We start from the raw sequence: 12,939 nt of genomic DNA on the forward strand, positions 1-12,939 counted from the left end.
CCGCGCGCCGGCATCCGTGGTCCCATCCGGGATGCCGCCGGTCCCTTTCACCCAGGGATCGCTGTTCGGCGAGGCCGACGCCATCGGCTATGGCTCCGGGCCGGTCTATGACGAGATGGTGAACGGCCAGGGCCGGTTGCGGCCGCACTGGCAGACCTTCATGAGTTCGCTGGGGCCGCTCGACTCCGAACAGATGGCGCAACGCTGGGAGGAGGCGCGGCGGCTTCTGCACCAGAACGGCGTCACCTACAACATCTACGGCGATCCCAACGGGATGGAGCGGCCCTGGCCGCTCGACATGATGCCACTGCTGCTGCCGGCCCATGAATGGAAGGCCATCGAATCGGGGCTGATCCAGCGGGCGTCGCTGCTGAATGCCATCCTGACCGACATCTATGGACCGCAGACGCTGACCCGCTATGGCCGGCTGCCGCCGTCGGTGATCCATGCCGACCCCGGCTTCCGCCGCGCGGTCCACGGCATCCGGGTTCCGAACGACGTCCATCTGCATTTCTACGCCGTCGATCTCGCCCGTGCGCCCGACGGGCGCTGGTGGGTGCTGTCCGACCGGACCCAGGCGCCGAGCGGCAGCGGCTATGCGCTGGAAAACCGCGCGGTGATCGCCAAGGTCCTGCCCGACAGCTTCCGCCATTGCCAGGTGGAGCGGCTGAGCGGCTTCTTCGACACCTTCAAGGAAACGCTTTTCTCCATCGCGCCGCGGACCAGTGCCGCCGGGCGATTGCCGCGCGTGGTGCTGCTGACCCCCGGCCCCTACAACGAAACCTATTTCGAGCATGTCTATCTCGCCCGCTATCTCGGCCTGACCCTGGTGGAGGGGGCGGATCTGACGGTGCGCGACCGGACGGTCTATCTGAAGACGCTGTCCGGGCTGGAGCAGGTGGACGTCATCCTGCGCCGGCTCGACGCCGATTTCGCCGACCCGCTGGAGATGCGCGCCGACAGTTCGCTCGGCGTCGCCGGGCTGATCGAGGCGGTTCGGGCCGGCACCGTCGTGATGGCCAATGCCCTCGGCTCCGGCCTGATGGAATCGATGGCGATGAAGTCGTCGCTGCCGACGCTGTGCCGCCATCTGCTGGGGGAAGAGCTTCGGCTGCCCGGCGTCGCCAGCTGGTGGTGCGGCAACGATGCGGAGCGCGCCTATGTCATCGACCATCTCGACGGTCTGGTGATCAAGCCGGCCTTCCCGTCGCTGTCCTTCGAGCCGATCTTCGGCGCCCAGCTGTCGGCGGCCGAACGCTCCGCTCTGACCGAGCGGATCAAGCGCCGCCCCTGGTATTTCGTGGCGCAGGAGCAGATGGCGCTCTCCACCGCCCCGGTCTGGCAGGACGGCCGGCTCCAGCCGCGCCCGCTGGTGCTGCGCGTCTTCCTCTGCGCCACCCCCAGCGGCGGCTATGCGGTGATGCCGGGCGGCCTGACCCGCGTGTCAAGCGAATCGGGGCGGCTGGTCGTGTCGATGCAGAGCGGCGGCGGCAGCAAGGATACCTGGATCCTGGCGCCGCGGCGTGCCGACGTGGCATCCGGCCAGCCGCGCCCGTCGGCGCTGGCAATGGAACCGACGGCCAGCGGTGCGCGTCCATCCGCCAACGACCTGCCCAGCCGCGTTGCCGACGGCCTCTATTGGCTCGGCCGCTATGCCGAACGGGCGGAGGGGGCGCTGCGCCTGCTGCGCGCAACGCAAAGCCGCCTGATCGACAGCAACATGCCGGGCGCCACCTTGCAGCAGCGCCCGCTGCTCGACCTGCTCGGCTCGCTCGGCATGATCCCGGCGGAACTGGCGCGGGTGACGGAAAGCGGCACCAGCCGCGGCCTGCGCGATGCGCTGCATGCGGCGGTGACGGACCCGGACCACCCCAACAGCCTGCGTGCCCAGGTGCTGAGGCTGCACCGCACCGCCTATTCGGTGCGCGACCGCCTGTCGATGGACATGTGGCGGGTGGTGTCGGCCATCGACCGCCAGACCCAGCAGCCGAAGGGACGCATGGACGCGGCCTCGCTGCTGCTGCGGCTGGACGACGCGATGATCATGCTGGCCGCCTTCTCCGGTCTTGAACAGGACAGCATGACGCGGGGGGCCGGCTGGCGCTTCCTCGACATCGGCCGGCGGATCGAGCGGTCGCTGCATATGGTGGCGCTGATGCGCGGGGTCCATGTCGCCGATCTCGACCGCCAGGACGAGCCGATGCAGGCCGCCACCCTGTCGGTGCTGCTGGAGCTGGGCGAGAGCGTGATGACCTATCGCGCCCGCCACCTGACCAGCGTGCTGCGCACGCCCGTGCTGGACCTGCTGCTGGGCGAGGAAGCCAACCCCCGTGCGTTGGCCTTCCAGCTGGCGGCACTCGACCGGCACATGCGGGCGCTGCCCAGCCAGGGCGTCGGCACCGGGACGGACCCGACCGGCGGCGCGCTGGCCATCGTCGCCGCCGCGCGCAACAGCCTGGAACGCACCGATGCCATGGCCTCCAGCGAGGCGCTGCGCACGCTGCTGGACACGCTGGCGATGACGCTGCCGGACGTGTCGAATTTCCTGGCTCACGCCTATTTCAGCCATGCCTTCGCAAGATCGGCCTGACGCGATGACGCCTCCGCCCTCCGCTCCCGCTTCCAACAGCAGCGGTCTTTCCACCCGCTATCGCCTGCGCCACGCCACCGCCTACGACTATGGCGAGGATGTGCCGATCTCCCACCATCTGCTGCACCTGACCGCCCGGCCGCACCCGCGCCAGCGCATCCGGCGCAGCCTGCTGACCATAGACCCGGTCCCGGCCGTGCGGACGGAGCGGGTGGATTATTTCGGCAACACCGTCACCTACGTCGCCGTGCAGGAGCCGCACCGGACCTTCTCCGTCATCGCCGAAAGCGAGGTGGAAGTGTTCGATCCGCCTGCATTGGCGCCCGACGATTCGCCACCGTGGGAGCATGTGCGCGACAGCCTGCGCGGCCTGACCGGACCGGACGACGGTGCGGAAATCACGCAATACTGTTTCGACAGCGCACTGGTCGCCTCCAGTCCGGAACTGCTGGACTATGTCCGGGGAAGCTTCAAGCCGGGCCGTCCGGCGGTCGCGGCGGCCACCGACCTGATGAACCGCATCAACCGCGAGTTCGCCTTCGATCCCACGGCAACCACGGTCGCGACTCCGCTGGCGGCCGTGATGCGCAACCGCCGCGGCGTCTGCCAGGACTTCGCCCATATCGCCGTCGGCTGTGCCCGCGCCATCGGACTGCCGGCACGCTATGTTTCCGGCTATCTGCGCACCCTGCCCCCGCCCGGCCAGCCGCGGCTGGTGGGTGCGGACGTCAGCCATGCCTGGGCCTCGGTCTGGTGCGGGGCCGCCGCCGGCTGGCTCGACATCTGCCCGACCAACGCCTGCATCGCCAACCGCGACTTCATCACCATGGCCTGGGGACGCGATTACGACGACGTCAGCCCGGCCCGCGGCGTCCTGCTGGGTGGAGCCGGCCATGGCCTGACCGTCAGTGTGGACGTCGAGCCGCTGGAAGATTGAGAAAGCCTCAGGCTTCCAGCGGTATGCCCAGCATACGATGCAGCGTGGTGCAGATGGTGCGCGGGTTGACCGGCTTGCTGAAGATCTCCAGCGGCTTCCAGCGCTCCTGCTTCAGGTCGCTGTCCTCCGTCAGGTAGCCGGTCATCACCACCACCGGCAGGGCGGCGTCGCGGTCACGGATTTCCCGGATCAGCGTCTCGCCATCCATGCGCGGCATGCGCAGGTCGGTCACCAGCGCATGGATCCGCTCGCTGGCAAAGCGCTCCAGCGCCTCTACGCCATTGGCGGCGACGGTCACCCGGAAGCCCTTGAAGGACAGGAAGTCCTCCAGCGCCATGGCCGCCAGCACCTCGTCCTCCGCGATCAGGATATGGAACCGATCAGGCATGCGAGAACTCCCTGTCGACTGAGGAGACGGGCTGGCTCGGCAACGTGATGGTGAAGCGGACGCCGCGGCCTCCCCCCTCCAGATCGACGTTGCGCGCTTCGATCCGCCCACCCATGCCGTCGATGATGCCATAGCCAATCGACAGCCCGAGGCCGGATCCCTTGCCGACCTCCTTGGTGGTGAAGAAGGGATCGAATATCTGTGGCAGCACCGCGGGATCGATCCCGCCGCCATCGTCGGTCACCTGGATGACCACGCTATACCCGTCGGGATCGTCGCCGACCGCCACCATGATGCGTCCCGCTGCCCCACCCGTTGCACGAAGCGCGACGATCGCATCGCGCGCGTTCGAAAACAGGTTGAGGATCACCTGCTCCAATTCAAGTGGCCGTCCGGATACCGCCAGTTGCGCTGACCAGCCTTTCTCGACGATCTCGATGCCTTCCTGACGATATTGATGGCGGACAAGCTCGACTGCGCTCTGAACGCAATCGGCGGGATGGAAGGACCGCATACCGCCGCCGTCCCGCCGCCCGAACATGCGGACATGGTCGATCAGCTTGTCCATGCGCTCGGTCTGCTCGATCACCAGCCTCAACGCCTTTTCCGCACGGGCGGGTTCGAGCAGATTGTCTTGAAGGCGGGTCAGGGTGTTTTCCGTCCACAGACGGATGATGTTCAGCGGCTGGCTCATCTCGTGCGCCATGCCCGCAGCCAGCGTTCCCAGCGTCGCCAGCTTGGAGGTTTGGATCACCTCCTCCTGCAAGCGCTTGCGTTCGGTCACGTCGCGGCCGCTGCCGAGGATCTGGACGACCCGGCCGGCGGCGTCCTTGACCGGAACCAGCATGGTGTGGAAGACGCGCTGGCCGGCCGGCATGTCCAGCGTCTCTTCATAATCGATGGTTTTGCCGCTGTCGCGGCAGGCGGTGTAGCGCGGGATGACGAGATCGGCCAGTTCCGGCTTCACCGCATCCCGGACACGGCGGTCACGCAGCCGGTCGGGGTCCAGGCCGCCGATCCGCGCCAGCGCCGGGTTGATCGCCCCATAGGCAAAGTCACCGTCGGGAAGAACCTGGACGATGAACAGAGCCTCGCCCAGGTTGTTGAAAAAGCTCGAATAACGGGCTTCCATTTCACGCCGCGTCGCCACCTCCAGCTCCAGCGCGCGGTTGCTGGCCTCAAGCTGCCGCGGGCTGGGCAGGGCCAGCAGGCGCGGCATCAGCCACCAGAGCGCCGCTGCGGTCGCCAGCGAGACGACGGCGGTGATCAGCTTCACCAGACCTTCGAGCACATAGTCGGGTGTCCACAAGGTCCAGACCGACAGGAAATGGGTGGTGCCGCAGGCGATGATGAACAGCGCGAACAGCAGCGCCATCCAGCCGAAGGCTACGTCGCGGCGGCGCATCACGAAATAGATCAGGGCCACCGGGATCGAGAAATAGGACAGGCCGATCAGCACATCCGACGCGACATGCAGCATCAGGATGTCGGGGCGCCAGAGCAGACAGACCCCATGGGGCACGAAACCGCCGGTGTCCAGAAACTCTTCCAATCCCACCGCCATGTCCGCCTCTTTTCCCATTATGCCCGTCCGACGGAGGACGTTGATTAGGCGTCGAAACCAACCAATGCATTGGCACACGTTCCGCCACCGGACCGACTCCGTCAAGCCGTCAATCCGATAGGGCAGGTCTGTGAGGTTTCTCTACTGAAAGGACGCCCGCCCCGTGGTCACGGCCACATGAGCGGGCGTTTGCGTCACGCGGCGGTGTGGACCTTGCGGTTCTGCTCGCGTGTCTTCAGGAAGCGCAGCGCCGGGAAATCCTCCTGCGCGCGGTTCAGGTGCCAGGCGTTGCGGGCGAGGAACACCAGCGCGCCGTCATGGTCTTCGGCCAGCGCCGAGCGGTTCAGCTCGATGAACTTTTCCAGCTGAACCTTGTCGTCGGTCTCGACCCAGCGGGCGGCATCCAGACCGGCGCCCTCGAATCGGGCGGCGATGCCGTATTCCGCCTCGATGCGCGAGGCCAGAACCTCGAACTGCAGCTGACCGACGACACCGACGACCCAGTCGGCGCCGGTCAGCGGCTTGAACACCTGCGACGCGCCTTCTTCGGCGAAATGCTCCAGCGCCTTGCGCAGGTGCTTCACCCGCATCGGGTCGTCCGGGCGGACACGCTGCAACAGTTCCGGCGCGAAGCTCGGCACGCCGGTGAAGCGCAGATCCTCGCCCTCGGTCAGCGTATCGCCGATGCGAAGGCTGCCATGGTTGGGGATGCCCATGATGTCGCCGGGCCAAGCCTCTTCCGCCACCTCGCGGTCGCGGGCCAGGAACAGAACGGCGTTGTTCACCGCCATCAGCTTGCCGGAGCGGATATGCTTCAGCTTGGCGCCGCGCTTGTACCGGCCGGAGCAGAGACGGACGAAGGCGATGCGGTCGCGATGGTTCGGGTCCATGTTGGCCTGGACCTTGAACACGAAGCCGGTGACCTTCTCCTCGTCCGGTTCGACGGTGCGCGGATCGGCCGGCTGCGGGCGCGGCGGCGGGGCGTTCTCCGCCAGACCGGACAGCAGCTCGCGCACGCCGAAATTGTTGATGGCGGAGCCGAAATAGATCGGCGTCAGATGGCCGGCGCGATAGGCCTCCAGATCGAAGGCCGGCATCAGGCCGCGCGCCATCTCCACCTCTTCGCGCAGCTTGGCGACGGCGTGGGCGGGAAGCAGCTCGTCCAGACGGGGATCGTCCAGGCCGTTGCACTCGATGCCCTCGTCGATCTCGTCGCCCTTGCTGCGGTCCATCAGGATCAGCCGGTCGCGGATCAGGTCGTAGCAGCCCAGGAAATCGCGGCCCATGCCGATGGGCCAGCTGGCCGGCGTAACCTCCAGTGCCAGCGCGCTCTCGATCTCCGAGATCAGGTCGAAGGGATCGCGCGCCTCGCGGTCCATCTTGTTGCAGAAGGTCATGATCGGCACGTCGCGCAGACGGCAGACCTCGAACAGCTTCAGCGTCTGCGTCTCGATACCCTTCGCGCCGTCGATCACCATCACCGCGCTGTCGACCGCGGTCAGCGTGCGGTAGGTGTCCTCCGAGAAGTCCTCGTGGCCCGGCGTGTCAAGCAGGTTGAAGGTGCGCCCGTCGAAATCGAATGTCATGACGGAGGCGGTCACCGAGATGCCGCGCTCGCGCTCCACCTTCATCCAGTCCGACTTGGCGCGCCGCTGCTCGCCGCGCGCCTTGACGGCACCGGCCATCTGGATGGCACCGCCGAACAGCAGCAGCTTTTCCGTGAGCGTGGTCTTACCGGCGTCGGGGTGCGCGATGATTGCGAAGGTCCGACGGCGGGAGACGGCGTCCTGAAGTTCGGACATGCGCAGAATCCCGTGACTTGAAGGCGTTATACGGTACGAACGGCGAAAGGGCCGACAGGCGAAACACGCCCGTCGGCCCCCCGTCGCATTACATAGCAGTGCCGGCCCTGGGATTCCAGAGCCTTGGGATCGGCCCTGGGATCGGCCTTGGCCGGTCGCCTTACAGAGCCAGCTCGGCGATCTGCACGGCGTTCAGGGCGGCGCCCTTCAGCAGCTGGTCGCCGCAGACGAACAGGTCGAGGCCATGGTCGCCGAAGACGATGTTGTTGCGGATACGGCCGACCTCGACGTCATACTGGCCGGTGGCGTTCAGCGGCATCGGGTAAGCGCCGTTGGCCGGATCGTCCACCACCTTCACGCCGGCGGCATCGGCCAGGACGGCACGGGCGGCGTCCGGCGTGACCGGCTGGATGGTCTCCAGCGTGATGGCCTCGGAATGGGCGCGGTAGGTCGGGATGCGGACGGCGGTGCAGCTGAGCGGCAGATCAGGAACCTCCATGATTTTCCGCGTCTCCCACGTCACCTTCATCTCCTCCTTCGTGTAGCCGTTCTCCTGGAAGGCGTCGATCTGGGGGATCAGGTTGAAGGGGATCGGGTGGCGGAACACGCTGTTGGTGACCGGCTTGCCGTCGAGCTGGTTGCGCGTCTGCTCTTCCAGCTCGGCCATGCCCTCGGCGCCGGCGCCGCTGGTCGCCTGATAGGTGGAGACGATGGCGCGCTTGATGCCGAAGGCCTTGTGCAGCGGACCGAGCGCTACGACGGCGATGGCCGTGGTGCAGTTCGGGTTGGCGATCAGGCGCGACCCGGCGGCATACGCCTCGCGGAAGACGTGGGCGTTGATTTCCGGAACGATCAGCGGGATGTCGGCGTCGTAACGGAAGGCGGAGCTGTTGTCGATCACCAGCGCGCCGGCCGACGCCAGATCCTTGGCATGCGCCTTGGCGAAATCGCCCGACACCGCCAGCAGGACAACGTCATACCCCTTCACCACCGCGGCGTCGAAGGCCTTCAGGGTCAGGGCGCCATAGGGGGTCTCCTGGACCTTGCCGGCGGACCGCTCGGAGGCGAACAGGCCGAGTTCGGCGACCGGGAAGTTGCGGTCGTGGAGGACCTTGACCATCTCGCGGCCGACGGCGCCGGTGGCGCCGACCACGGCGACGCGGAGGGACTTGGAAGAAGCGGAGGCGTTGCTGCTGCTCATGGCGGGGTTCCGTCCTGTCTATCGCACTGTTGATCGGACCGGCCTATCGGTCGTTCGGACAGCGGACCCCGGATACGACGAGGCCCCGTCCGTTGTCCGGCGGGGCCTGCCTCGTGGAAGAAACGCTGGTCGATCCGATCAGCACGCACCACGACGCTGCCCGCCGAAGCGAGTCGCTTTTTTGGTCGTAGTGATGGTGATGGCCTTGCGGTTCATGACGCCTTCTTATCTGAACGCGCAGGCATTGTAAAGTACCTGCGCGTTCGCCCTTTCAGAAATTACCGGCTTTACCGGAACCCTTCGCCGTCATGGCTCGGCTTGACCGGGTGTACATCCCAGATCTCGCCGGCATACTCGTTGACCGTACGGTCGGACGAGAACCAGCCCATGTTGGCGGTGTTCAGGATTGCCTTGCGCGTCCACTCCTCCGGATCGCGGTACAGCTGCATCGCGGCATCCTGCGCCCGGCAATAGTCAGCGAAGTCCGCCGTCACCAGGAAATGGTCGCCGCCGTCGGTCAGCGCCTGGACGATGGGGTGGTAGCGGTTGCGGTCGTCCGGCGAGAAGGCACCGGTCGAGATCATGTCGAGCGCCCGCTTCAGGCTGGGGTTCGACGCGATCACCTCGCGCGGATTGAAGCCGCCGCTGGCGCGCAGATCGTTCACCTCATCCGCGGTCATCCCGAAGATGAAGATGTTGTCCGCACCCACATGCTCGCGGATCTCGACGTTGGCGCCGTCCAGCGTGCCGATGGTCAGCGCGCCATTGAGGGCCAGCTTCATGTTGCCGGTGCCCGACGCCTCCATGCCGGCGGTGGAGATCTGCTCCGACAGATCGGCGGCCGGAATGATGATCTCCGCCGCGGTGACATTGTAGTTCGGGAGCAGCACGACCTTCAGGTTGTCGTGAACCGACGGATCGTGGTTCACCACCTTGGCGACGTCGTTGATCAGTTTGATGATCAGCTTGGCCATGTGATAGGAGGGCGCGGCCTTGCCGGCGAACACCTTGGTCACCGGAACCCAGCTGACCGTCGGGTTGTCGCGCATCTCGTTGTAGAGCGCGATGGTGTGCAGCACGTTCAGCAGCTGGCGCTTGTATTCGTGCATGCGCTTGACCTGCACGTCGAAGATGCTGTCGACCAGCACCTCCTCGCCGGTCTGGCGGGCGATGTAGGCGGCCAGACGCTTCTTGTTCTTGCGCTTGGCCCGGCGAAATTCCTCACGGAACACCACGTCGTCGGCCTTCTCGCGCAGCGCCGCAATCTGCGACAGGTCGGAGATCCAGCCTTCGCCGATGCGGGTGGTGATCAGCTCCGACAAGGCCGGGTTGGCCTGCTTCAGCCAGCGGCGCGGGGTGATGCCGTTTGTCTTGTTGTTGATGCGGTCCGGGAATTCCTCGTGGAAGTCGGCGAACACCGTCTGCTTCATCAGATCGGTGTGCAGGGCCGACACGCCGTTGACCTTGTGCGACCCGAGGAAGGCGAGGTTGCCCATGCGCACGCGGCGCTCGCCGCGCTCGTCGATGAGCGACAGCCGCGACAGCCTGGCATTGTCCCCTGCCGCCTTCGCCTTGGTGCGGTTCAGGAACTTGGCGTTGATCTCGTAGATGATCTGCATGTGGCGCGGCAGCACCCGCTCGATCATCCGCACCGGCCAGGCTTCCAGCGCTTCAGGCAGCAGGGTGTGGTTGGTGTAGGCGAAGGTAGCGCGGGTGATCTCCCACGCGTCGTCCCAACGCAGCGCGTGCTGATCGACCAGCAGGCGCATCAGTTCGGCGATGCCGATGGCCGGGTGGGTGTCGTTCAGCTGGATCGCCGCCTTGTTGGGCAGGTTCTCGAAGGTGGTATGATGCTGAAGGTAGCGGCGCAGGATGTCCTGCAAGGAGGCGGAGGTGAAGAAATACTCCTGCTTCAGCCGCAGCTCCTTGCCGGTCTCCGTCGCGTCGTTGGGATAGAGGACGCGGCTGAGATTCTCCGACAGGATCTTCTGTTCGACCGCCTTCATATAGGCGCCGTCGTTGAAGTGGCCGAAGTTGAAGTCGCGGGTGGCGCGGGCGGACCACAGGCGCAGCGTGTTGATCGTCTCGCCGCCGAACCCGACGACCGGCGTGTCATAGGCCATCGCCAGCACGCGGTCGGCATCGACCCAGCGGTAGGCGCGCTCGCCGACGCTGTCGCGGAACTCCTCGACGCGGCCGTAGAACTGAACCGGATACAGCACCTCCGGACGGGCGAATTCCCACGGGTTGCCGAATTGCAGCCACTGTTCGGGATATTCGACCTGCCAGCCGTTTTCGAAGCGCTGCTCGAACAGGCCGAACTCGTAGCGGATGCCGTAGCCGTAGCCGGGCAGATTCTGGGAAGCCATGCTGTCGAGGAAACAGGCGGCCAGACGGCCGAGGCCGCCGTTGCCCAGTGCCGCGTCCGGCTCGGCGTCGACCACATCCTCCATCGACAGGCCGAGGCGGTCGAGCGCCTGACGGCACTCGTCCACGATGCCCAGGTTCGACAGGCTGTTGGTCAGCAGGCGCCCGATCAGGAACTCCAGGGAAAGGTAATAAACGCGCTTGGCGTCCTCATGGTAATAGCTGCGGGTCGTGTCCATCCAGCGGTCGACGACGCGGTCGCGCACGGCCAGCGCCACGGTGTGGAACCAGTCGCGGCGCGTGGCGGCGCGTGCATCCTTGCCCACCGAATAAACCAGCCATTCCAGGAACGACCGTTTGAGGCCATCGACATCGAGGCTGCGGCGTTCGATGTCGCGAGATTTGAACCGAGCGTCCATGTCCTGACTTTCTGCGTGAAAGGCCAATAGGAGCGGGCGGCTGGAAGGACAGCGCTCCGTATATTGGGGAAGTGTCTGCCCTGTTGGTTAAGCAAAGCTTTCCCCGGATGGAACCTACCGTCGTTTCGCTGTGGTAAAAGGGAGTAGGTTGTCATCCCCTTCCCTATTTCCCATCAACGATGCGTCACGAATCCGATCCTGTCCACTGCGATGCAGCATGCATCGGCATCCGCCGCGCCGAATCGGCCGATATTCCTGCGCTGCTGGCGATCGAGGAGCAGAGCTTCGCGACCGACCGGATGACGCAGCGCAACTTCCGTTATGCGATCCAGCAAGCAAAAGGTGTGGTCCTTGTGGCATACCGCCAAGTACCGAAGGTGCAAGAAAGGCTCTCTTCCCATGAGCCCGGCGCCTATGGGGTCGTCGGTTTCCATGCCGGAACGCCCTTCGCCCGCCTGACCTCCTTCGCCGTGGCCCCGAACAAACGTGGGCAGGGACTCGGCCGCAGCCTGCTCGCGGCCCTGGAGAAAGCCGCAGCCGACCATGGCTGTCGCGGCATGAGGCTGGAGGTCCGGGCCGACAATGCTGCGGCAATCGCCCTCTACACCGCTGCCGGTTACCGCCGTTTCTCCGTCTATCCGGATTATTACGAAGACGGAATGGCGGCACTGCGCCTGGAAAAGCTGTTGAGTCCCGGCCACTGACTGTTGCAGAGGCGCACCGGAAGCCGCGTTCGATGGTGGTAAGCCCGGCAAGCTGAGGCTGGACCGGAATCGCCGGATTCTGCCACCGATGTCACTCTTTCCGAATCCTGCGGTGGAACATCCCCGGCGCACGGCGCGTTTAGCTCCCGACACGATCAACGACGGGCAACAACGGGACCGCCTCAATGACGCCACCGCCGACCGGATCGTTCCACAACACCCCGCAGAGGCAGCCGACCCGCGCCAGATGACGGGCCGGCCGATGGGCACCCGGGAGACCATCCCCACGGCGCCCTGAACGCTCAAGACCGAAAAAGCACTGTCAGCCCTTCGAACCGGTGGCGCCTCCTTTGCGCGCCGGAAAGCCCAACGCCGTCCCCGCTCCGCGCCCCGCCTGACCGCGACGGGCGCCGCCACCGACCAGGCCGGCGGGAGACGTACACAGACTGTGGAGGAAGGAAAGACCATGGCGTACTCGTTCGAGAACGAACTGATCCGCTGCATGCCGAACCTGCAGCGCTATGCCTGCAAGCTGACCCGTGACGCCAACGCCGCAGAGGACCTGCTGCAGGACTGCCTAGCCCGCGCCTTGTCGCGCCAGCATCGTTTCGAACCCGGCACCAACATGCAGGCATGGCTGACCACCATGCTGAAGAACCTGCACTTCAACAACCTGCAGCGCGACCGCCATGTGACGAAGGTGGAACTGTGGGACGGCGCCATGTCGGTCGATGCGGCGCAGATGTCGCGGCTGGTTTTCCGCGATGTCGACCGCGCTTTTTCCTCCCTCACCCCCAGCCAGCGCAAGGTCGTCAAGCTGGTCGCCATCGAAGGCCGCCCCTATCAGGAAGCGGCGGAGACGTTGAATGTGTCGATCGGCACCATCCGCTCGCGCCTGTGCCGGGCACGGGAACGGCTGAACAACCTGATGGCCGCCTGATCGACCGGAATTCCTCCACGTCGGCGC

The 12,939-nt window shown here is 66.0% G+C and carries 10 protein-coding genes; 5 read left to right on the forward strand and 5 right to left on the reverse strand.

Going from position 1 to position 12,939, the window contains the following annotated elements:
• Positions 1–31 precede the first annotated feature (31 nt).
• Entirely contained in the window at positions 32–2,590 is a 2,559-nt protein-coding gene (locus ABNQ39_RS04985) for a circularly permuted type 2 ATP-grasp protein (protein ID WP_376959318.1), read from the forward strand.
• A 4-nt stretch (positions 2,591–2,594) separates the two neighbouring features.
• Positions 2,595–3,527, forward strand: coding sequence for a transglutaminase family protein (locus tag ABNQ39_RS04990; protein WP_376959319.1), 933 nt, complete (start codon positions 2,595–2,597; stop codon positions 3,525–3,527).
• Between the two features lie 7 nt (positions 3,528–3,534).
• On the opposite strand, the gene ABNQ39_RS04995 is transcribed toward ABNQ39_RS04990, so the two are convergent.
• The 5 genes from ABNQ39_RS04995 to ABNQ39_RS05015 all read right to left on the reverse strand — a co-directional run bounded on the left by ABNQ39_RS04995 (position 3,535) and on the right by ABNQ39_RS05015 (position 11,268).
• Positions 3,535–3,915 (reverse strand): response regulator, encoded by a 381-nt coding sequence (locus ABNQ39_RS04995; RefSeq protein WP_376959320.1) that lies wholly within the window; start codon positions 3,913–3,915, stop codon positions 3,535–3,537.
• On the reverse strand, positions 3,908–5,479 hold the full coding sequence (locus tag ABNQ39_RS05000; protein WP_376959321.1) for an ATP-binding protein: 1,572 nt from the start codon (positions 5,477–5,479) through the stop codon (positions 3,908–3,910). The genes ABNQ39_RS04995 and ABNQ39_RS05000 overlap by 8 nt, the downstream gene beginning before the upstream one ends.
• A 194-nt stretch (positions 5,480–5,673) precedes the next feature.
• Positions 5,674–7,281 carry a peptide chain release factor 3 gene (locus ABNQ39_RS05005; RefSeq protein ID WP_376959322.1) on the reverse strand — a complete coding sequence of 536 codons (1,608 nt, stop codon included), beginning with the start codon at positions 7,279–7,281 and terminating at the stop codon, positions 5,674–5,676.
• 160 nt (positions 7,282–7,441) lie between these two features.
• Entirely contained in the window at positions 7,442–8,482 is a 1,041-nt protein-coding gene (locus ABNQ39_RS05010) for an aspartate-semialdehyde dehydrogenase (RefSeq protein ID WP_376959323.1), read from the reverse strand.
• A gap of 287 nt (positions 8,483–8,769) precedes the next feature.
• Positions 8,770–11,268 (reverse strand): glycogen/starch/alpha-glucan phosphorylase, encoded by a 2,499-nt coding sequence (locus tag ABNQ39_RS05015; RefSeq protein ID WP_376959324.1) that lies wholly within the window; start codon positions 11,266–11,268, stop codon positions 8,770–8,772.
• A gap of 179 nt (positions 11,269–11,447) precedes the next feature.
• On the opposite strand from ABNQ39_RS05015, the gene ABNQ39_RS05020 reads away from it, so the two are divergent.
• From ABNQ39_RS05020 to ABNQ39_RS05030, 3 genes are all read left to right on the forward strand, one after another.
• Positions 11,448–11,972 carry a GNAT family N-acetyltransferase gene (locus ABNQ39_RS05020; protein WP_376959325.1) on the forward strand — a complete coding sequence of 175 codons (525 nt, stop codon included), beginning with the start codon at positions 11,448–11,450 and terminating at the stop codon, positions 11,970–11,972.
• An 88-nt stretch (positions 11,973–12,060) separates the two neighbouring features.
• On the forward strand, positions 12,061–12,270 hold the full coding sequence (locus ABNQ39_RS05025; RefSeq protein WP_376959326.1) for a hypothetical protein: 210 nt from the start codon (positions 12,061–12,063) through the stop codon (positions 12,268–12,270).
• A 168-nt stretch (positions 12,271–12,438) separates the two neighbouring features.
• Positions 12,439–12,912 carry a sigma-70 family RNA polymerase sigma factor gene (locus tag ABNQ39_RS05030; protein WP_042695558.1) on the forward strand — a complete coding sequence of 158 codons (474 nt, stop codon included), beginning with the start codon at positions 12,439–12,441 and terminating at the stop codon, positions 12,910–12,912.
• The last annotated feature ends 27 nt before the right edge of the window (positions 12,913–12,939 follow it).

The organism is Azospirillum sp. A26, from assembly GCF_042604635.1.
Taxonomy (GTDB): domain Bacteria; phylum Pseudomonadota; class Alphaproteobacteria; order Azospirillales; family Azospirillaceae; genus Azospirillum; species Azospirillum palustre.

What these genes read in the sequence shown, in the direction of transcription:
- ABNQ39_RS04985 (WP_376959318.1), top strand. Translation starts at nt 32, where the DNA reads ATGCCGCCGGTCCCTTTCACCCAGGGATCGCTGTTCGGCGAGGCCGAC.
- ABNQ39_RS04990 (WP_376959319.1), top strand. Translation starts at nt 2,595, where the DNA reads ATGACGCCTCCGCCCTCCGCTCCCGCTTCCAACAGCAGCGGTCTTTCC.
- ABNQ39_RS04995 (WP_376959320.1), bottom strand. Translation starts at nt 3,915, where the DNA reads ATGCCTGATCGGTTCCATATCCTGATCGCGGAGGACGAGGTGCTGGCG.
- ABNQ39_RS05000 (WP_376959321.1), bottom strand. Translation starts at nt 5,479, where the DNA reads ATGGCGGTGGGATTGGAAGAGTTTCTGGACACCGGCGGTTTCGTGCCC.
- ABNQ39_RS05005 (WP_376959322.1), bottom strand. Translation starts at nt 7,281, where the DNA reads ATGTCCGAACTTCAGGACGCCGTCTCCCGCCGTCGGACCTTCGCAATC.
- ABNQ39_RS05010 (WP_376959323.1), bottom strand. Translation starts at nt 8,482, where the DNA reads ATGAGCAGCAGCAACGCCTCCGCTTCTTCCAAGTCCCTCCGCGTCGCC.
- ABNQ39_RS05015 (WP_376959324.1), bottom strand. Translation starts at nt 11,268, where the DNA reads ATGGACGCTCGGTTCAAATCTCGCGACATCGAACGCCGCAGCCTCGAT.
- ABNQ39_RS05020 (WP_376959325.1), top strand. Translation starts at nt 11,448, where the DNA reads ATGCGTCACGAATCCGATCCTGTCCACTGCGATGCAGCATGCATCGGC.
- ABNQ39_RS05025 (WP_376959326.1), top strand. Translation starts at nt 12,061, where the DNA reads ATGTCACTCTTTCCGAATCCTGCGGTGGAACATCCCCGGCGCACGGCG.
- ABNQ39_RS05030 (WP_042695558.1), top strand. Translation starts at nt 12,439, where the DNA reads ATGGCGTACTCGTTCGAGAACGAACTGATCCGCTGCATGCCGAACCTG.